This is a genomic window from Vibrio sp. YYF0003 (genome assembly GCF_036350715.1).
Lineage (GTDB): Bacteria > Pseudomonadota > Gammaproteobacteria > Enterobacterales > Vibrionaceae > Vibrio > Vibrio natriegens.
Window position 1 is genome coordinate 622657 of the sequence record NZ_JAZDWA010000001.1, and the last position, 19779, is coordinate 642435.

General features: G+C 43.3%; 19 protein-coding genes and 1 tRNA gene. 3 read left to right on the forward strand and 17 right to left on the reverse strand.

Features of this window, described 5'->3' with window-relative positions; translation table 11 throughout:
- Positions 1–88: 88 nt before the first annotated feature.
- The 7 genes from mnhG to V1U08_RS02765 form a co-directional block, all read right to left on the reverse strand.
- Positions 89–385, reverse strand: coding sequence for a monovalent cation/H(+) antiporter subunit G (mnhG, locus tag V1U08_RS02730; protein WP_014234490.1), 297 nt, complete (start codon positions 383–385; stop codon positions 89–91).
- The gene (locus V1U08_RS02735; protein ID WP_014234491.1) at positions 385–663 is read right to left on the reverse strand and encodes a cation:proton antiporter; all 279 of its coding nucleotides are present in this window, start codon (positions 661–663) and stop codon (positions 385–387) included. The genes mnhG and V1U08_RS02735 overlap by 1 nt, the downstream gene beginning before the upstream one ends.
- Positions 656–1132: a Na+/H+ antiporter subunit E gene (locus V1U08_RS02740; protein WP_330469852.1), complete on the reverse strand. Its 477-nt coding sequence runs from the start codon at positions 1130–1132 to the stop codon at positions 656–658. The genes V1U08_RS02735 and V1U08_RS02740 overlap by 8 nt, the downstream gene beginning before the upstream one ends.
- Complete coding sequence (locus V1U08_RS02745) at positions 1129–2625, reverse strand: proton-conducting transporter transmembrane domain-containing protein (RefSeq protein WP_330469853.1); 1497 nt, start codon at positions 2623–2625, stop codon at positions 1129–1131. The genes V1U08_RS02740 and V1U08_RS02745 overlap by 4 nt, the downstream gene beginning before the upstream one ends.
- Complete coding sequence (locus tag V1U08_RS02750) at positions 2622–2978, reverse strand: Na+/H+ antiporter subunit C (RefSeq protein WP_330469854.1); 357 nt, start codon at positions 2976–2978, stop codon at positions 2622–2624. The genes V1U08_RS02745 and V1U08_RS02750 overlap by 4 nt, the downstream gene beginning before the upstream one ends.
- On the reverse strand, positions 2978–5584 hold the full coding sequence (mbhE, locus tag V1U08_RS02755; protein WP_330470228.1) for a hydrogen gas-evolving membrane-bound hydrogenase subunit E: 2607 nt from the start codon (positions 5582–5584) through the stop codon (positions 2978–2980). The genes V1U08_RS02750 and mbhE overlap by 1 nt, the downstream gene beginning before the upstream one ends.
- Before the next feature lie 560 nt (positions 5585–6144).
- On the reverse strand, positions 6145–7080 hold the full coding sequence (locus tag V1U08_RS02765; RefSeq protein WP_065298404.1) for a universal stress protein: 936 nt from the start codon (positions 7078–7080) through the stop codon (positions 6145–6147).
- Between the two features lie 377 nt (positions 7081–7457).
- Here V1U08_RS02765 and rnb point away from each other — a divergent pair, with 377 nt between their 5' ends.
- Complete coding sequence (gene rnb, locus V1U08_RS02770; RefSeq protein ID WP_330469855.1) at positions 7458–9458, forward strand: exoribonuclease II; 2001 nt, start codon at positions 7458–7460, stop codon at positions 9456–9458.
- 76 nt (positions 9459–9534) lie between these two features.
- Here the strand turns inward: rnb and V1U08_RS02775 are convergent, their stop codons facing one another.
- Complete coding sequence (locus tag V1U08_RS02775) at positions 9535–9888, reverse strand: DUF3024 domain-containing protein (protein ID WP_330469856.1); 354 nt, start codon at positions 9886–9888, stop codon at positions 9535–9537.
- Between the two features lie 226 nt (positions 9889–10114).
- On the opposite strand from V1U08_RS02775, the gene V1U08_RS02780 reads away from it, so the two are divergent.
- Positions 10115–10942 carry a phosphate ABC transporter substrate-binding protein gene (locus V1U08_RS02780; protein ID WP_330469857.1) on the forward strand — a complete coding sequence of 276 codons (828 nt, stop codon included), beginning with the start codon at positions 10115–10117 and terminating at the stop codon, positions 10940–10942.
- Positions 10943–11001: 59 nt separating this feature from the next.
- Here V1U08_RS02780 and V1U08_RS02785 read toward each other — a convergent pair whose 3' ends face one another.
- On the reverse strand, positions 11002–11682 hold the full coding sequence (locus V1U08_RS02785) for a MaoC family dehydratase (protein WP_014234500.1): 681 nt from the start codon (positions 11680–11682) through the stop codon (positions 11002–11004).
- A gap of 326 nt (positions 11683–12008) precedes the next feature.
- Between V1U08_RS02785 and V1U08_RS02790 the strand changes: the two genes are divergently transcribed.
- Positions 12009–12099: transfer RNA gene (locus V1U08_RS02790), tRNA-Ser, on the forward strand.
- 886 nt (positions 12100–12985) lie between these two features.
- On the opposite strand, the gene V1U08_RS02795 is transcribed toward V1U08_RS02790, so the two are convergent.
- The 8 genes from V1U08_RS02795 to V1U08_RS02830 all read right to left on the reverse strand — a co-directional run bounded on the left by V1U08_RS02795 (position 12986) and on the right by V1U08_RS02830 (position 19724).
- Positions 12986–14116 (reverse strand): AI-2E family transporter, encoded by a 1131-nt coding sequence (locus V1U08_RS02795; RefSeq protein WP_330469858.1) that lies wholly within the window; start codon positions 14114–14116, stop codon positions 12986–12988.
- Between the two features lie 76 nt (positions 14117–14192).
- The gene (locus V1U08_RS02800) at positions 14193–14336 is read right to left on the reverse strand and encodes a hypothetical protein (protein ID WP_372379859.1); all 144 of its coding nucleotides are present in this window, start codon (positions 14334–14336) and stop codon (positions 14193–14195) included.
- 68 nt (positions 14337–14404) lie between these two features.
- Entirely contained in the window at positions 14405–14542 is a 138-nt protein-coding gene (locus tag V1U08_RS02805; RefSeq protein ID WP_330469859.1) for a hypothetical protein, read from the reverse strand.
- A 151-nt stretch (positions 14543–14693) separates the two neighbouring features.
- The gene (locus V1U08_RS02810) at positions 14694–15143 is read right to left on the reverse strand and encodes a copper resistance protein NlpE N-terminal domain-containing protein (RefSeq protein WP_330469860.1); all 450 of its coding nucleotides are present in this window, start codon (positions 15141–15143) and stop codon (positions 14694–14696) included.
- Positions 15144–15405: 262 nt separating this feature from the next.
- Complete coding sequence (locus V1U08_RS02815) at positions 15406–16305, reverse strand: LysR family transcriptional regulator (RefSeq protein WP_014234505.1); 900 nt, start codon at positions 16303–16305, stop codon at positions 15406–15408.
- Between the two features lie 121 nt (positions 16306–16426).
- Complete coding sequence (gene pdxY, locus V1U08_RS02820; protein ID WP_330469861.1) at positions 16427–17290, reverse strand: pyridoxal kinase; 864 nt, start codon at positions 17288–17290, stop codon at positions 16427–16429.
- A 375-nt stretch (positions 17291–17665) separates the two neighbouring features.
- Positions 17666–18676, reverse strand: coding sequence for a DUF2955 domain-containing protein (locus V1U08_RS02825; protein WP_243978365.1), 1011 nt, complete (start codon positions 18674–18676; stop codon positions 17666–17668).
- Positions 18666–19724: an HlyD family secretion protein gene (locus V1U08_RS02830; protein ID WP_330469862.1), complete on the reverse strand. Its 1059-nt coding sequence runs from the start codon at positions 19722–19724 to the stop codon at positions 18666–18668. Before V1U08_RS02830 ends, V1U08_RS02825 begins: the two co-directional genes overlap by 11 nt.
- Positions 19725–19779: the final 55 nt, after the last annotated feature.

A 19779-nucleotide genomic window follows, 5' to 3' on the forward strand; every position in this document is an offset into this window, starting at 1 on the left:
CCACTTGTTTAAAACTAATTCTAATCAAAAAAGAAAAACAAATAGCCTCTGATAATCAGAGCAGTAGTAATGACATGGTTTACCGTGATTATTTTGGGTTTCGCCACATTCGATAACCACTTTTCCTCATGGCTTTGCCTAATAAATGTGCAGCAACAGGTGCGGTAAGGAAAATAAACAACATGGTACCCACAGCGCGGGAGATCACCGTGGCATCAGGAATAGCGATGGCTACCGCCAAAAGCAATGATGCCACACCAACCGTACCCGCTTTTGTTGCGGCGTGCATACGAGTGTATAGATCCGGCATTCGGACCACTCCCAAGCTGGCGATCAGAAAGAATAAGGTACCAATGCACAGCAAAAGACCAATGATCACTTCCATTACTCTCCCCCTTTTCGCTTTGCTATCATTCGAGCAAATGCGATGGTGCCGAGAAACGCCACTAAACCAAGTGTGATAGCGATATCTAACAACGTCTCTTGACCACTATCCAGGGTATAAACGGCAATGAATCCAATCGTGACAAACGAGATAAGATCCAATGAGACGACTCTGTCTGCCAACGTAGGTCCCAGAACCAAACGTACCAACGCCATAACTACGCTTAGCAACAACCCACCGTAAGCAAAGAAAATACTGAACTGCAGCCAACTATCCACGCGTCACCTCCAATATTCGTCTCTCTAAGCCACCTTTGATGCTTTGAATCACTTTGTCATGTTCTGGAGCAAACATGGCATGCACGATCAGATGTTTTTTGTCAGGTGTTACATCCAAACTTAACGTACCTGGCGTTAACGAAACCATATTCGCAAGCAGCGTGATTTCTATATCTGATTTCGCATCAAGTGGGACATAAATGATGTCGGGTTGGCTTAGATGTGTTGGCGTTAGCACATCCCACATCACCCGAGCGGCAGACATGAGTAACTCGAAACAGAAATAGCTCACTAGCCGCAAAAGTGAAATGAAAACCTGAAAGTAACGACTTTTCGTTCTGAACGGCTGACTGAGCCTCAAAACGAGAAACCCAGCGATAAAGCCAAATATAAAGTTGAGGCTGGTATAGGTGCCGTTTAGAAGCATCCAAGCCAGTGCGAGAAAGAGGTTGAGAAAAAAGTAAATCATTGTCCACTTCCCAATACTGCCTGAAGATATTCTTTCGGCTCCAGCAGTTGCAGCGCAGCCTGCATGGCAAATTGATAAAATGGCTCGGCAACCAGACCGATGATCAAACTCATCGCCGTTAAGGTAACAATAGGAATACAGTACAAGTACGTAGTCGACTTAGTCATTATTTGTGCGTCAGCATCACTTGGCTGCTTTTTCCAGAACACCGCATTCCAAATTTTGCTCATGGAAAAAACCGTCAACAATCCCACCAGCAAGGCGGTTGCTGCAAGCCAATAGCCCTCTATTTGCAAACTCGCTTTAATCACTAAGAACTTGCCCCAAAAACCGGAAAGTGGTGGAAAGCCAGCCAAAGAAAATGCAGTAATGAAAAACAACAAGGCCAACCAAGGCATCGCTTTATACACACCACCTAATTGCTTCAGTTGACTGGTTCCGTATTTCCGTTCGACGAAGCCTCCAATTAAGAACAGGTTCGCCTTCACTAAAATATGATGAACGATATAGAAAATAGCCCCAGCGACTGCCAACGGCGTATAGACGGCGAGCCCCATGATCATGTAACCAATCTGGCTGATAATATGAAATGAAAGGATTTTCTTTATATCGTAATGACTTGCTGCCCCTAATACCCCCGTCAACATTGTCAAACAAGCCATCCACATCAAGGTCGATTGCCAGCCACTTTCTGCCAATGGAAATACCAGTGTAAATACACGTAATAATGAGTAAACACCGACTTTAGTCAGTAAAGCAGCAAACAGTGCAACCACGCCGCTCGGTAGCGTGTGGTAAGACGCAGGAAGCCAGGCAAACAAGGGAAACAACGCCGCTTTGATAGAAAAAGCAAATAAGAAAAAACCTGCGAGCAAGGTTTTCGTGTCGGATGGTATCAAAGCCGCTTTAGCGTGAAGATCCGCGAGATTTAGCGTTCCGGTAACGCCATATAACAAACCTATTGCGAGCAGAAAAAACAGCGTCGAGATCAGGTTCAAAATCACGTATTTCACAGCACCATCAATCTGATTCTTGTTGGCATCCAGGACCATCAGACCGAAGGAGGCTATCAGCATCACTTCAAACCAAACATAAAGATTGAAGATGTCGCCAGTCAGAAATGCTCCGTAAACGCCCGCAAGCAAAACATGCATCAACGCATGATACATCCCGTATGATGGTTTGTTGCGAATATCTCCAACCGCATAAAGCACACAGATGAGACCAATCACCGCCGTAACCATAACCATGGCCACAGTGAACAGATCTGCTACAAACACAACGCCGAAAGGAGCGAACCATTGGCCAAATGCTACCGCGACAGGCCCATGCTGTATCACATCACTGGTAAGAAAAGCAGCGACACACACCGTTAAAAGCGTACTCGCGCCACTGATGCGTTCAGCAAGACAGATGTTACGTTTAGTGATAAACACCGCGACACCCGTCAGGAGTGAAATCACGATAGGTAACGTTAGCCAAATCGTCGTCATTCGTCCTCCTCTTCTGACCGTCGCATATCATCCACATCTGCCGACCCTGTTTCTGAATAAGCGCGATAGAACAACAAAAGTGCAAAAACGAGCAATCCAAAACCAATCACAATTGCAGTCAGTATTAACGCCTGAGGCAACGGATTAGCAGCACCATCTGGTGGCAGTTGTGCGCCTGACTCGATAAGAGCGGGGACGCCAATGGTTAAGCGGCCAGCCGTCAATATGGCCAGATTCACAGCACTGCTTAGTAAAATCAGACCAAACAGTATTCTCAATATATGCCGTTCGAGTAACAGATAAATACCCGCTGCAACAAATACACCGACCATCAGACTCCATAGTACTTCCATCAGTCGAGCACCTCATTCACATGTAACAGCAAGCCCATCACGCCGCCAATAATGGCGAAATAAATGCCCACATCGAAAAGCAGCGGAGTCCCTAGCGGGAGAATATCCTTCCACCATAACCCGGTCAGGAAAGGTAACTCCAGTACCACTCCTAATAGCCCTGCCATAAAGCTGAGCGAAATACCGAACATCGCAATACTTAATGGTGAATAGTACAAACGGTCCCTTACGTACTTGGGCGACTCTGCATACATCATTAGCGCAAACCCTATCACCGCAATGAGTGCACCAATAAACCCACCTCCCGGTTCGTTGTGCCCGCGCAGCAGTAAATACAGAGAAAACAGCAACATCAATGTAAAGACAATGTGAGCCGTGGTGGAAAAGATCATTGAATGGACAGGAGGATGCTTGTTATTTGTGGTGGTAAGTAGACTGGTCGCCGCAATGCCCGCCATCACGACCACAATCACCTCACCTAACGTATCGATGGCACGAAAATCGACCAGGATGACATTGACAACATTGCGCCCGTACCCTTCAGGTAGACTTTTCTGGAGAAAGAATTCAGCTAACTGGGGATCTAACGGTTGAGAAGTGATATTGATGAGAGCAACGCTAACAGAAAACCCGACTATTACAGCAATAATCGCGTGTAACAGACGACGCCGTTTAGAGTGATTACGCACAGTGGTCAATTTAGGCATGTGGCGCATTAACAAAACTAAAAATACCACCATCAGTGTTTCTACTAACAACAAAGTCTGTGCAACATCGGGCGCGCTGTACAACATAAACACGAGTGTTGTCATAAAGCCCACCACGCTAAGGGCTGACACCGATAACAAACGAGACTTAGAGAACGTACATACGGACACCGCTGCCACAAGTAACAGAGCAATCACTATTTCGTAGAAGTTGATAGCAAACAGCTCGGTAAAACGCGCGGTTGAAATATCTAATGGCCGACTGAGCAACACGATGGCTAGAACGAGGCTAAACATAAGTACATAATTGCTCAGCCTCTTTTGCTGAATCCATTGTGTCTGCCACTTAGCAAACCGTATGACACCGCTGACAATTTTATTAAACACCGTCTCCGCAGTAGGAACGATAAACGCGCTTTTATACCACTTGGCAACCCTCTGCGAGTAAAGCGCGTAAACCACCCACCCCAACCCCAATGTAATAAGGCTTAATAACAACGGGAAGTTGACTCCGTGCCATAACATAGTGGCCACTGGTTCTGAGGCAGGAAGGCTGGTCAAAACACCGGGAATAATGACATTATGATTTATCCAACTTAGCCCCAACACTGGCGTGATCAATCCGCCAACGGAAAGCAGCATCGGTGGTATCCATAGTCCTTTGAGTGACTCGATCTTTTTCGCAGGAGTGGGCTCACGTTGAGAATGAGCAAAGAATGGTTTGTAGATTAATGCAATCGTCACCGCCACCATGATTACATTGACAGCGACTAATAAACCGATAATCACACTGCTAACCTCAAGGCCCGATTTGTACATGTATTCTTTGCTCAAAAACCCAAGGAGCGGTGGTACTCCCGCTTTAGACAGCGCCGCCAACGTCGCAGCCGCCAAACTTAAAGAAAGCACGGCTTTCAGTCCATTCAGCTTGGTTACATCTCTTGTGCCAGTTGCTTTATCAATATTTCCGACCACCATGAACAGGGCCGCTTTGTAAAAAGAATGCGCCAGGATAAACAAGAGTGCGGCGGCCAGTGCGAGCTCCGTTCCCATGCCAATTAGCATAACGAGCTTACCCAAAGCCACATTGGTACTGTACGCGAGCATTAACTTCAAATCCGTCTGTTTTAAAGCCAATAATCCACACCAGATGGCCGTAAACCCACCAGCAATACTTAACGTGTAAAACCAAATATCACTGTGTGAGTATGCGGGAGACAGCCGCGCCAGTAGATACACGCCCGCTTTTACCATAGTGGCAGAGTGCAGATAAGCGCTCACTGGGGTGGGTGCTGCCATCGCATTTGGCAACCAAAAGTGAAATGGAAACTGTGCGGACTTCGTGAAGGCACCAAGGAGAATCAATATAAGAGAAGGCAAAAACCATTTGTGAGACGCAATTTGTGTCGATTGTTGAACAATAGTACTAATCTCATAACTTCCGGCGATTTGTCCTAATAAAATCAGCCCAGCCAACAGAGCCAATCCTCCAGCCCCAGTAACCAAAAGAGACTGTAACGCCTTTTCACGTGACACCTCTTTCTCATGATTAAAGCCGATCAGTAAATACGAGGTGATGGTCGTCAATTCCCAAAAAACAAACAGCAACAGAACATTGTCGCTCGTGACAATGCCTAACATGGAAAGCATGAACAACGTCAGATAGACATGAAAAGAAACACGCGCTGTATGGCTGCGCATGTATGCAAGCGAATAGACTTGTATCAGTGCACCAATCCCACAGATCAAACACACAAATAGGAATGACAAACCATCAAGACGAAAACTTAAATTGACATCAAGACCCGGTACCCAGCTGCCCTGCCAACTCACGCCTTCGGGGCGATACCAACTCATAACAACGAGCAAGATGAAGATCGGCATCAAAGGAAATAGCATCAAAAGCGGGTTATGCTTTTTTGATGGGTGAACCTGATTTCTACCGTTAACGTTATTCAATGTCGCCATCCATACTTTAAATGTGTTCGACACAATCAAGTTGCTTGACTACTCACGACATCAAAGCTATATCGACCTCTAAAAATTCAAACCGGTTGAGGATAGAATGCAGTCCGAGCAATTCAGGTGAACGGACTGGATGGAACTAAGCGATGAACAAAACTCATGAACATCAAGCTACGATTGTCTACTTCAAAAATAGACTTAGATTGCTATTAATTCGAACTACTTAGTGTCGGGAACAACGTAACTACGCGTATCGCTGAATGGATTTGTTTGGTTTAACGTTGCGGTATAGTCGTCCTGCGGTATGTTGAGCGGATCATAACAACAATCTCCGATATCATTTCTCGGACATACAAAAATGTGTGCACGTTCAACCATCTCGGTTTGGCAGATGGGACAAAAAGCTTTCATATCATCCTCCTTTAAGCACTTAAAGCTTCGTGGTAACAACGTAGACGTTAGCAATTCTCCTTGATGTTTTAATGAATATTGAGTTACTTAATCGGTGAAACAAATCCTTCCGGTTTCATCGCAACTAACGAGCAACTGATGGATTGCAGGATATTTTCTGCGGTATTACCAATGACGAACCCAGATATGCCGGTACGAGCAAGCGTGCCCATAACAAGCACATCAATTTCTAGCTCATCAACACAATCAGGAATCTGGTCATCCGGTTTTCCGTGAAGAAGGTGAAGCACCATTTCACCAGAAATACCAGACTCTTCAATAAGGCTTTGCAATGCTTGCTTATGCTTCACTTTGGCGTGGGAAACTTCATTCTCCAGTTCGGTCTCATCGACTTGAATCCAAGCATTATCGTCTAAATAGTTCTCCAAGTAGTATTCCCAGCAAGAAATAATATGGAGCCGACTGTCACACGTGTCAGCGATCGAACGGGACAGCGCTAATAATCGTATTGACATAGCGTGTTGCTCGTCACTGGTCCTCATTGGATCAATCGCCACCGCAATACGTCGTTTGTTTCTCGGCTTATTGATTGGTCGATGTAACCAAACCGCACACGGACATTTTCGCAGTAGCGTCATATCAAGAGCTTTAAAACCTTCTGACCCTTCATCAATAGGTTCAGCCTCTTTGATGATCAAATCATGCTCATGAGCAATGGCTTCTTGAATAATACAAACAGCGGGTTGCACGCTGCTTTTAACAGAAAGAGGAAACGGCACTTGCTCTTTAGAGGCACCATATTCGATGCGTAAGGCTTCTACCCTTGCCAGTAAAGAATCATACAGAGACTGCTCATACCTTTGCTGATATTGAACCAAGTGGCTCGGAAAGTCAGGACAAGCAATAAGACCAGACACTTGAACGTGATCATTGGATGCGATTCTAATGGCTTGCCCTAGCGCGTCACTATGCCCAGGAAGTCCTTGGGTCGCAAAAAGAATGTTCTCAAACCTTTTCATATACGCCTCCTTGGTTGATTAAATCTTAACCAATGGGTGCTTTTTTTCTAGTTAACGATTGTAACGACGAGTAAATATAAACATCCATTCCACCGTTGAGCCTAGTACAGGCTTGTATTCCATGTGTTACGTTTTTTAGAAGAAAGAACATACTTGGATATCTTAACCACAAAAGCGCGGCTCAATACCTTTATGAACACAATGATCACTATACAATCATTCCTATGCCAAGTAACATGTGTCGCAGTAACTCTTTCGGTAAATTTATTGCGACCGCCAAATGCCTTCTTACATTCGCTCTCTTGTTAGGAAAGAATGGTAAAGAAGCTTGGGGAAATAAAATAAATTTATTAAAAACAATCAGATAGAAAATCAAGATGTTTCAAGATAACCCGCTATTAGCCCAACTTAAGCAGCAAATCCAAGAAAACCTTCCTAAAAAAGAAGGGTCAATCAAAGCAACAGATAAAGGCTTTGGTTTCCTTGAAGTGGACAGCAAAACCAGTTTCTTCATTCCACCTGCGTACATGAAAAAGTGCATTCATGGCGATAAAGTAGTCGCCATTATTCGTACAGAGAATGAACGTGAAGTTGCAGAGCCACAAGAGCTGCTAGAACAGTCACTTACTCGCTTTATTGGCCGTGTAAAAATGTTCAAAGGTAAGCTGAATGTTGTTCCTGACCACCCTCAACTGAAAAAGTTGTCGTTGAAAGCAAAACTAAAGAAAGGCCAAAAGCCAGATAACTTCAATGAAGGTGATTGGGTTGTCGGCCATCTTATTCGCCACCCTCTTAAAGGTGACAACTCTTTCTTCGTAGAAATCTCTGAAAAAATCACCGATGCTGACGATAAGATCGCACCATGGTGGGTAACCTTGGCACAAAACGATCTTCCAAACTCTGAGCCTGCTGGTATTGAGAACTGGGAGTTAAAAGACGACGCAGAATTAGACCGCGTTGATTTAACTCACGTTCCATTCGTAACTATCGATGGCGAGTCCACCAAAGATATGGACGATGCGCTGCATGCAAAGAAAACAGAGTCTGGTGATTTTGAACTGACCATCGCGATTGCCGATCCTACCGCATACATAACGCCAGAAGATGAAATGGACAAAGTCGCTCGTGAGCGTGGCTACACGATCTACTTGCCAGGGCGCAACATCCCAATGCTGCCTCGCGATCTTGCTGATGACCTATGTTCTCTTATTGAAGGTGAAACTCGCCCTGCCCTTTGCTGTACCGTAAGCGTAAGTAAAGATGGTGTGATTGGTGATAACATCAACTTCTTTGCTGCGAACATTAAGTCTCACGCTCGTCTTGCTTATGACCACGTATCAGACTGGATCGAAAATGGCAGCTCTGATAAATGGCAGCCATCGGAAGATATCGCAACTATCGTACGCGACCTGTATGACTTCTCCGTTGCTCGTGCCGACTGGCGTGAAAAGAACGCGGTTGTATTCCCGGACCGTCCGGACTACCGTTTCGAACTGAGCGAAGACAATGACGTTATCGCCATTCATGCAGACATGCGTCGCAGTGCAAACCGTCTTGTAGAAGAGTCGATGATCACAGCGAATATCTGTGCTGGCCGCACGCTTCGCGATAAGTTTGAAACTGGCGTGTTCAACACTCACTCTGGTCTCAAAGCAGAGAAGATTGAAGAAGTTGTGCAATTAGTTGACCCAGAAGGTACACATGGCTTCACCGCGGACACTATCGCGACACTGAAAGGCTTTGCAGCATTACGTCGTTGGTTGTCTACTCAGGAAACTTCATACTTGGATAACCGCATCCGCAAGTTCCAGGCGTACAGTGAAGTCGGCAATCAGCCACTTCCTCACTACGCGATGGGCCTAGATATTTACGCGACTTGGACATCTCCAATTCGTAAATACGGCGATATGATCAACCACCGTATGCTAAAAGCGGTGATTCTTGACAAAGAACCGGTTCAAAAGCCTGATGATCAAGTCGGAGAAGAACTGGCATTACACCGTAAGCATCACAAAATTGCGGAGCGTAATGTGTCTGACTGGCTTTACGCTCGTACTCTTGCTGAGGAGCCAAGCAAACAAACTCGCTACATCGGTGAAATTTTCGATATCAATCGTGCTGGTGCGCGTGTTCGCCTGCTTGAAAACGGCGCCGCAGCGTTTATTCCTGGCTCACTCATTGTTGACAATAAAGAACGCATTGAGTGCAACGGTGACAACGGTACTATCTCCATCGATAAAGAAGTGGTGTACAAGCTGGGCGATACGTTAGAAGTAGTCTTGGCAGATGTGAACCAGGAAAACCGCAGTTTAGTTGCTAAACCGACGCAAGTGTTCGCTGAGCCGCCAAAAGCACAGACGGAACAAACGGTTGAATAACACTGAATAAACCGAAACGAAAAAGGCGCTATCAAAGCGCCTTTTTTAATGTTCAGCGGAAAAAATATTTAAAACACTACTCCCAGAAACACGCCTGAGGGTCGCTTTCTAGTTCACCCAGTAACACTTCAAGGGACTGGCTGTATGGCAGAGTTTCATAAGGTACCCATTTCAAGTCACCGGTTTGGTAACTCGGCACATAAAAACGCCAAAGTTGCGTTTGCACATCAAACAAAATCTTTGCTACTGGAGACGTATATTCACTGTGCTGTGAATCTAGCAGGAAATGTGCGCGATAAAGCTCCACACCATTTTCTACAGGCTCATACAAACACTTGCCCTGCTCTACGGGTAAATTCGCATTACGGGCAGAACAGAGTGAATGAACTAACTTGTATAAACGGCTGGTTGCCATTTGAGACACTGACATGAAAGATCTCCTGATAGGTAGTTCTTAGTATACACCTTACCCCAACGAAAAGAGGCACTCTAGCCCTTTTGTTTCTTCACGCGCGAGTGAGTAACATCTGATGTTCGCAAAAATAAAGCGCATTGAAAAGAAGGCATTTCCCTACTTCTGGACCGGTAAATTCACAAAAGTGTAACCTCAACGAAATATCATGTGCGCTGCTTGATACCATTTTTTGGAGTTTAATATGTTACGTTTTACTGTGGCGACTCTGCTAGCCATGGCCATCGCTCTTCCTTCCGCTATGGCGAAAGAGGTGAATATCTCTGGCTCGACTTCTGTTGCTCGCGTTATGGATGTTCTTGCCGAGAAATATAATAAAACGCACCCTGATGACTACATCGCTGTCCAAGGCATTGGCTCGAGTGCGGGCATCACCATGGTGAACAAAGGTGTGGTTAAAATTGGGATGAGCTCCCGATACCTGACAGAAAGCGAAAAAGGAGAAGACTTAAACGTTATTCCAATCGCTTATGATGGTTTGGCAATCGTGGTAAACCGTGCAAACTCTATAGCAAACCTGTCTCAACAGCAGGTATTTGATATTTACAAAGGCAAAATTAAAAACTGGAAAGAAGTCGGTGGTGACGATCAACCAATCGCAGTTGTGACTCGTGAAGCATCTTCAGGCTCACGTTACAGTTTCGAAAGCCTAATGGGTCTTACCAAAATCGTAAACGACCGTTTAGTGTCTGATATCAGCCCTAATAATCTGGTAGTAAACAGCAACAGCATGGTGAAAACGATCGTAAACCATAACACGCGTGCAGTTGGGTTTATTTCGGTAGGCTCAGTCGACCGCTCAGTGAAAGCTATCCAGTTTGAAGGTATTGAGCCAACCTCTGAAAACATCGCGAACCACAAATACACGTTGGCGCGACCTTTCTTAGTTCTATACAAAGTCGACGCACTGGACCAAGCAGGTAAAGATTTCGTGGCATTTTTGAAATCAGAAGAAGGCCAACAAGCCGTGGCTGAATACGGCTACACGCCTGTGAAAAAGTTTGATCAATAGATAATCAATAAATAAAAAGAGAGCATTAATATGCTCTCTTTTTTTGTTCTTTCTGTTGTTTAGAAATGCAGTTGAATAACAGAAACGACAACCGCTCCCGGACGACGGATACCTTCAATTTCCACTTTGATTTCACGCTCAATCTCAAGGCCTTTCTTAATTGGCGTTACTTTGGTCAGTGTACTTACAGCACGAACGTTGTTACCCGCTTTTACCGGATAAGGGAAACGAACCTGGTTCAGACCAAGATTGACAACTAACTTCGCTGTTGGGAACAATGGCTTGTCTGGATCAACCGAGTCTGTCAGCTTTGGTAGCAACGCCAAAGTCAGGAACCCATGGGCAATAGTCGTCTTAAACGGTGACTCTGCAGATGCACGCTCAGGATCAGTATGAATCCACTGCATATCTTCAGTGACTGCACCGAACTGATTAATGCGCTCTTGAGACACATGTACCCAATCACCAACGTGAATGACTTCACCGACTTTCTCACTGAGCTCTTGGTATAACTTTTGAGCTTCCGGTGCCATGACGATTGGTTCAGGTTGAGGCGCAACTTCTTCGTTAATCGCCGGCTGCTGGTGATCGCGCACTTTCGAGAATAAGAAACTGTGCTGGGCTCTATCCAAAAAGTCACTCCAATAATCGCGTAGCGTTGGAGACATCCAATTCATAAACTCGGATTGATGTGCAGAAATCGCATCAACTTTGTCTTTAAATAGATTTGTGACCTTCATAAACACCCTTAGAAATTTAAGCTCAACTGGCTATACCAGTTAATTTTGAATTAGTTCACAAACTGATGCAAACACTTTCGGGCGAACACATGTATACTCAAAGGTGATTATTTCTTTATTTTCATAAAGATAGCAATAAAACACCATTTTATTGAAAAGTAATGAGATAAAGTAAAAACTCTATAAAATGCCCCATTTTAATAGATATTTCTTTATCACGACCTATCACAGCATAGACCTATGATTACAAAACAACCAAACAGTTCTTTTTCGTTAGTTCAAGGCTTTACAAGTTTTGTTACTCTCACTATCATACGCCACACAACGGAGAGATGGCTGAGTGGTTGAAAGCACCGGTCTTGAAAACCGGCATACGTTAATAGCGTATCTAGGGTTCAAATCCCTATCTCTCCGCCACATTTAAACCGCTGATTTATCAGCGGTTTTTTTCATTTCTGACCCACGTAGTTTTTCTTGCTTATGTCTTCCTCCAGCAATGAAGTGAAGTAAGACAGATCGCTCGACAGGCTAATGTGTTGAGTATCTATTCAGACAGGACACCCAATAGATTCAGGAGATGGACGTGAGTGTCGGCAGACATAAATATCTATCACAAAAATATTTAATATTTTCAAACACGCCTATGGACAGAACCGATCTAGACGTATAACCCTCAATCTTGCTCCCAGATTGAAAGATGTATATTGAAACACCTCAACCGTTTGATATGTATATTTTCCAAAAGCAGCTTCCTGCCTGTACTTTCAGCAACCATTCAAAATTTGACAATTAAATGAATACGTTAATACTGTTGGTATCTTATTAACCAACGAAAGGATTTAATTGTGAAGGGAAAAATTAGTATTTTTTTGAGTAATAACCTAAGCGTTGTTGGATTTACATCTGGAGTTTTATTCTACCTGATGATCAGATAGGAGCGCGGAATGGGACACATCATAATTGGAGCAGTAATCTTCTCACTATATCTTATAGGGAACATGGTGGCTGGTTACTACTTAGGGAAGCGTAAGTTATCTCGTGCAAAGCTTGCAGCATTATTCTCATTGATCTTCGCATTTTTCCCTCCTGTTAACTTTGTCTTTTTTGCCGCACTAGTGTTTAAGAAAGATATCAATTTTTCCTTAACTAATAACGCTTAGGTTCGCTATTGGTATCAATCTAAATGAAAAAAAGACACAAACGAGTCAACTCAGATCTCGCTGACTCGAATTGGACTAGAAAATTTTATTACCTTAAAACTTCGGATTAATAACCTGCAACCAGAAGGACACTAAATGGCAAATTATTCACTAGAGCCTTTATATTTGGATTCCGTTTTTTCCATGGTTTCTAAAACTTGCGTGTTTTCATCCTCTACCCATTGCATAAATACTTGATATCCTGCTGCTAAAAATGCCGCACCAACGAACATACCCAGTATTCCGCCAGACATAACCCCGCCAACAGCACCGATGAGTATTATTGGCATTGGTACATCTAACCCTCTTCCAAGAATGATCGGTTTTAAGAAATTATCTATCAGACTCGAAGCAATCAGTAATATCGTGAAAATAACATTATGTGCCGTTCCACTATCCCCTGACCACAATACCGCAACAGCGACCAGAGCTATGACGGTCACAGGAAGCTGAACGATAGCAAGAATTAAAGCTATTAAGGTAAACAGAGCAGCCGCTGGAACACCTGCTAAAGCAACAACAGCGCCAAATACCATCGCTGTTAAAAATGCAATGCCTATAATACCAATAGCGACCTGCCTGAGCGTTGCGGTTGTTAACTTATGAAGCTTGGGGCCTTTGACTGGATCAGTAAAACTAATGAAAATCTTACTTATTGATGCCGATGCGGGTTCAGCCCAAGCTAACATTATCCCAGCAATGATTACCGCACCTATCAATACAAATACGTTCTTAGCTGCCCCAGCCGCACTATCAAAGACCCAACCAAAGATGCTTTTTACTTGAGGCTGATGTTTTTCAATAAAGTCTGGCAGGTTGACTGCAGCTTCGTCCCAGGCTTCATATACTTTTTCCCCGACCAAAGGCCATTCTTTCACGCTGTCAGTTGGCGTCGGCACGACTAGTGTGCCATTTCGATAAGAATCGACTGTCTCCAACGTTTTAGACGCAAATGAGTTACCAACCATAGCGGTCGGAGTTCCAAGGACCAGCACTCCAATTACAGCGACTAAAGTCGCCGCCCGACTGGACCTTAAGCCCAACTTATGCTCAATACCCAACTTAATCGGGTAAAGTGCAATCGCCAATACCAGAGCCCAAAGCAAAATAGGTAAAAATGGTAAAAACGCCCACCAGCAAACTATGACAATAAGCGTAATAGCTGAAAATCGTATCAATGAAGTACTGAATGCCTTCACTAGTACCTTTTCTAGGTTCTCATTTGAATTGTTCACATTGTAGCCCCTTATTTTTGAAACTTTTATTCCAACAACTAATTAAACGGTTTGCGTTCTTACTGGCCCCGACAGCTCAGAAGAAGTCAGACAACCCAGAGCTGAGCGGGAGTGATTTTCTACGGCTCCGTTTTCTAACCATTAAGCCCAATTCACAGTACAAGCGACAAACTCGCTTATGGTTAACATCAACCCGTTCTCGCCTCAGAAGGCGGTGGATATGACGAGAACCGACGTCGCTCTAATGCTGGCTCTTTTATACGAATCTGAAGCGTAATATCCTAGTGGTTAGCCTGACGTTGATATCTCATTGACGCGCGTTACATCCGATATCCCGTATTTGCCGCCTAGCTCTCGGGAGGGAATCCCCGCTTGCGCTTCCTTTAAAATGGTAATGATTTTTTGTTCATTGAATTGCTTTTTCATGTTCATCATCTCCTTGGTTGGATGAACATTACTAAGTGTAGACTGGACTAGATTAAGGGGAGAAGGTGGGTTAACTTTTAGTTGTAGTAATTTATTTGAGTACAGACTTATTTTTATAGTAAATAAGTCTGTATCAAAACCTAGTTAGATATTAATGAATTTGTTTATCAAGCTCGTACGAATTTCTGTCTTCGTCTAGTGTAATCTTTCCATTTTTATCAACCAGTGAAAGTTTATTCTCCGTAACGAGGAATAGATACTCACCTATTTGAATAATATTACCTTGTTTATTCCAGTGAATTTCACCCTCTTCCATCGCTGTAGCGCTCATTTTATCAATGTAACTGCGAGACAGTAAGTATTGGCCATCTTGCTTTATTTCCAGAAATAAATTAGTAACAGCACAGTCATCACATGGAACGCTACCTTTATAGATGCCATTCCATTCTAGAGAGTGACGAGCATTATGCTTTTCATTGGCGAAAACCGTTTTCTGTTGATGATCAAGAGCTTGTTCTGACTGAAAATTTGAGACACTTTTGCCCACACATCCAGTTCCGACAACTAAGGATAAAACAGCTATTGAAATATATTTTAACATTATTATTTCCTACAAATCAAAAGCAATATTTATATAAACGAGATGGTAATGAACACAGGCATTCATTAAATATATAAAATGACAGACGTAGATATATACACAAAGATAGACAAATATTTTACTATCAAAGCAATCATTTTATCACCCTAAAAATATACAATGAAACAACTTACGTGACTGACTTAAAACGTACCAATTATATATTTACAAAACAGAAATAGCAGTTAGAAGAATATATATTCTCTCCTACTCACTAAACTCGCTAATAATTGTATGACTCAACGTGTTCATGTATCGCGTTCATTATTGACGCTTTAATTTCTTTTAGATATTTAGCGTGCGGGCACCACATTGACAGAGGCAGTTTCATGCCTTCCAGCATCAAGTCGAGAGTGACAGGTTCAATACCTTCAACTTTGAACTGCGGCTTTGTTAGAGCTTTAGGTAACCATGCCCATCCTAGCCCTTCCTTGACCATCTGTGTCACAACCGAGAGTTGATCCACTTGCTCATTATTAGCTGAAAATACGAATTTCTCTTTCAATCCCTCATCGACGAGAGATTTTAATATGAATTGACGCTCCGTAACCAACGCATCCACGACAGATGTTTTATTCATCTTTGCCAGTCTGCCACCCGTTTGTACATAAGGAACAAATTCAACATGACCTAAAAAGACCGCGTCCATACTGTGGATCGCACTGCTTTCGTGTACGTTGACCAGCCCAAAATGAATCGAGCCCTCTACAATGCCCTGCTTAATTTCCGAACGATCTCGCACCAGTAATTCCACGCTCATTGTCGGAAAATCTTGAGCCAGTTGTTTTCGGATCATGTATAAAGCTTCAGGAGGCATAAAACTAGAATAGGCGATAACAACACGCTCCAAACCACCGTATGACAAGCTTAACGCTATATTTTCAAATACTCGTGCCTGTTCAACCGTCTTCTTAGCATAATGATAAAGCAAATGACCATCTTCAGTAGGTTCAACCGAACGTCCGAGACGTTCAAACAGCGTTATGGCTAATTGATCTTCAAGGTTAGCGATAACTTGGCTCATTGTAGTGCGGTGTTTACCTAGTTTGACAGCTGCTTTGCTAAATGACAGCTCTTCGTACACAGTGACAAAGGCCAACAGTTGCTCATGGTTAAAAGTCATATCATTTCCCAGTCAGTGTCATACATACTAAAAGATAACACTAATTGACGTTACTTTTGCATTAATTTCAGGAGGATGCATTATTCCTTCTAAGGCACCGACTCCCTCTTCTCATTATTCGCTATAACACCGCGAGCTTTGTAATTTCTAAGTCGTAGGTTGGCTCAATAAACTCCCACTGTCCCGCTATAGTTTCCATCTCCAAGCTGCCAATTTCACCAGTTAATTCAAGAACACCGTAGATGGCGTTGTTGGTGTGACGAAATGCAGCGACTGGAGACATACGTTTGACAAGACAAGCAGCAAACACTGCCGTGATTAGCTCCCCGATGCCCTTCATGTCACCTTCAAAGTCCATCATCGGTCTTTGACACAGATAAATGGCTTTTGGCGTCGCCAGCATCATGTTGATAACAGGATTACTCGAAAGCTGTAGATTTCTCACAAGGATGATCTTAGGGCCAATGGAGAGCGCTTTTTTACAGGCCTCAACAGCATCCTCGACACTGTGGATCGATACTTCAGTAAATTTCTCCAATGCAAATTGGTCCGGAACAAGTACATCTGCCATTGGCATCAGTTCACCCATCAATTTATCTTGAACAGACTTGTCGACTGCACAACTCATTGCAGGATCGTTTAGGCCAGGATCGCAAACATAAAGTGCCTGTCGATTCTTATTCTTCACTCGAATAACCGCTTCAGAAATTGAATCGCAATCCACTGAGCGAGTTTGATGCCCCGATATCACTGCACTACATTCTGATAATTGCCCGATACTGTCCAACCCATCAATCAATGCTTGAATATTATCGGTGGGTGAAGTATTACCCAAGTTCACTTGTCCACTGCGTGTATTGTCAGAATACTGAACAGTATGGATTGGCCACATATCTATACCCATTCGCTGAACAGGAAATACCGCAGAACTGTTGCCTGAATGCCCATACACAACATGAGCTTGAATGGAGATAATACCTTTCATAAATAAACCTGAATTATTAATTAATAGCCGCTACCAGATTAATTCTCACAATTTCACATGCACTAAAACGGATTAATTAGCTTCGTATACTTGAACTTGCGAAGCGTTAATAACGTAACCCGCCTCAACCGGCTGATTGCCATCAATCAACTCAACTCAGTATTATAGAAAAGAGCTCCCTCGACCAATCGCTTATGTAGGACTCCATCCTACATAAGTCGATTCGGTACTCAAAAACTTTAACTCGTGGAATTTTATGTTAATTAGCTCGTTGCAATAGAAGTTAGTTAGTAGCACTCCCTCTCTCGCTCAAACTTACTCCTGATATCGACCCAATTATGAACGGCAACATCCATCACCGTGGATGAATACACGTCAATTAAGTTTCTCTGTTGGTTCTGGGTCTTTTGGGCTGTGATTTATTAGCCTCAATATCAACGCACCTATGAAAATAGCGATACTTATCGATACTAAACGCTTGAAACCTGAAGAAAGTGAATCCACGCCTTCATGATTAATGATTTGATAAGTGATAACCACAAAGTTGGTGAACAATAATTGATAAATCGTAGAATGACTTTGACGACGAATTGCGTAGCAAGCTAATTGGATACCCAAAAACAACGTGAAGCCTAGTACAACCCAATAAGGTGCTCCAAAACCATATAACAGCATGATAGGTAAGGTAAATAAAATTCCTGCTGCTGTGGTTACTAACCTTTGAGAGCTAAAATCCCTTTGATGAAAAGACATAGGAAGTTTAATCATGCTGCTAACGGTAATCGCAATAAGCATTGTCTGAGAGCTTCCAATACCTATCAAAATCGCCAGAGCGATACTCATCGCAGTAGCCTTAAACATCGCAATCCCTAAATGCGCTTCACTCCCTTTGATGCCTTCATCGGGCAAGATATCTTCCTGTTCACCAGGAAATAAGAAGTGAGATAACCAGAAGACAACTATCGCGATCAAAAACGCTTTAAAGATAACTAACGGTACTCCGCTAATTGCAAAGTCCATCTGTTTACTTACTACCGTTGCAATAATCAAGACAATCAAAGTTAATGTTGAAATGATGTCTTGTGGATTCTTATGACTACGATAGTAACTCCAACAAAATAGAGACCAGCAAAACAAAGCATAACCCGTTGGGGTATCAGACAAAATTCGCGCAAAGAAAACCACAACAAAACTAACAAATAAAATAACAACAACAACCTGTAGAATCATTTTAATTGGTGGCTTTGCAGGTAACGTGGTCAACAGTATGACCACGAACATAGGGGCTAAAATAGGTAAAGGCTGACCAATGTACTTTAAATAGAAAAGTAACAAAATTGGCGCAAATACTATTTTTATTACTGGGTTAACGCTGCTACGAAACATAAGTCCATACACTAACAATTCTCATCCATAGTCCCGCTAACCACTCCCCTAGCGAACTTTGTTCGGTGTAAAACGCTACCGTTGCTTGAGAGCCATAACGAATGTTTGGTGGCACACCCTTAAACACAATATTCACTGGGTATCGCTGAGCATTTAGAGAGGTCGTGTCAGCACGAATGAACCCGGTGTTTGCATCTATATTATTACTGTCTCCTGTACCCCATCCAACGTTATACACTTCGCCTTCTAATACCCTGCCCGGTAGTGAATCCAATACAACTTTGACAGTTTGCCCAACTTTTATGTATTCCAAAGAGTTTTCGCGAACTAAAGCTGAAATCCAAATCTCCCTGGGATCAATAAATGTCAGCATCGGCGCGCCGACAGAAGCTGGCTGTCCTAAAGTAAGTTGAAGGTTGGTAACAATACCGTCAGAGGGTGCGACAACAGACGTTTTTTGTAGATTCAGCTGTGCCTTTTCAAGCCTAGCCATTGCCGCCAATATTTGAGGGTTGTTGTTACCCTCGGGGCCAAGATTTTGTTTAGCCTGAACAAGAGACGCTTCAGCGGCTTCCAATGAGGCTTGCGCTCGTGATTTCGCTTCAATGGCGTTGTCTCGCTCGGACTGACTAAGAACGCCACGTGATGCCAATTCAGAAATACGTGCAGCTTGCTCTCTGGCATTATTTCTAGCCGCGAGAGCATCGACGACCTTAGCCTGTGCTACCTCGACGGCAGCAGTACTCGCCCCTATACTTTGCCCGGCGATCGCCAAATTAGCCTGAGCTTCACGCACTGCGAGTTCATAGTTTCTCGCGTCAATCTTAAAGAGCACATCACCAGCTCGCACTACTTGATTGTTCTTAATATTAACGTCAACAATGTTTCCTGCTACTTCCGGAGCGATACGCACTAAATACGAATGTACTCTCGCAATGCTGGTAATTGGCGTAACTCGATCAGACCAAAGGCTATACAGCCAGATAAACAACACCAATGTAATAATGTATATGCTTAGTTTTCTTGACGATTTTTCTGTGTTTGACATTTTCTACTTCTTTTTATTTTGGTAGGTTCCGTAAACTGAAGAGTGGCTTATAATA

Bases quoted from the DNA above. Each gene is read 5' to 3' on its own strand.
- mbhE (WP_330470228.1), bottom strand. From the start codon at position 5,584: ATGCTATTTCCTTTGATGCCGATCTTCATCTTGCTCGTTGTTATGAGT.
- V1U08_RS02810 (WP_330469860.1), bottom strand. From the start codon at position 15,143: ATGTTAAAATATATTTCAATAGCTGTTTTATCCTTAGTTGTCGGAACT.
- V1U08_RS02825 (WP_243978365.1), bottom strand. From the start codon at position 18,676: ATGTTTCGTAGCAGCGTTAACCCAGTAATAAAAATAGTATTTGCGCCA.
- V1U08_RS02765 (WP_065298404.1), bottom strand. From the start codon at position 7,080: ATGAAAAGGTTTGAGAACATTCTTTTTGCGACCCAAGGACTTCCTGGG.
- V1U08_RS02785 (WP_014234500.1), bottom strand. From the start codon at position 11,682: ATGAAGGTCACAAATCTATTTAAAGACAAAGTTGATGCGATTTCTGCA.
- mnhG (WP_014234490.1), bottom strand. From the start codon at position 385: ATGGAAGTGATCATTGGTCTTTTGCTGTGCATTGGTACCTTATTCTTT.
- V1U08_RS02775 (WP_330469856.1), bottom strand. From the start codon at position 9,888: ATGTCAGTGTCTCAAATGGCAACCAGCCGTTTATACAAGTTAGTTCAT.
- V1U08_RS02780 (WP_330469857.1), top strand. From the start codon at position 10,115: ATGTTACGTTTTACTGTGGCGACTCTGCTAGCCATGGCCATCGCTCTT.
- V1U08_RS02745 (WP_330469853.1), bottom strand. From the start codon at position 2,625: ATGACGACGATTTGGCTAACGTTACCTATCGTGATTTCACTCCTGACG.
- V1U08_RS02750 (WP_330469854.1), bottom strand. From the start codon at position 2,978: ATGGAAGTACTATGGAGTCTGATGGTCGGTGTATTTGTTGCAGCGGGT.
- rnb (WP_330469855.1), top strand. From the start codon at position 7,458: ATGTTTCAAGATAACCCGCTATTAGCCCAACTTAAGCAGCAAATCCAA.
- V1U08_RS02805 (WP_330469859.1), bottom strand. From the start codon at position 14,542: ATGAAAAAGCAATTCAATGAACAAAAAATCATTACCATTTTAAAGGAA.
- V1U08_RS02815 (WP_014234505.1), bottom strand. From the start codon at position 16,305: ATGACTTTTAACCATGAGCAACTGTTGGCCTTTGTCACTGTGTACGAA.
- V1U08_RS02830 (WP_330469862.1), bottom strand. From the start codon at position 19,724: ATGTCAAACACAGAAAAATCGTCAAGAAAACTAAGCATATACATTATT.
- pdxY (WP_330469861.1), bottom strand. From the start codon at position 17,290: ATGAAAGGTATTATCTCCATTCAAGCTCATGTTGTGTATGGGCATTCA.
- V1U08_RS02740 (WP_330469852.1), bottom strand. From the start codon at position 1,132: ATGATTTACTTTTTTCTCAACCTCTTTCTCGCACTGGCTTGGATGCTT.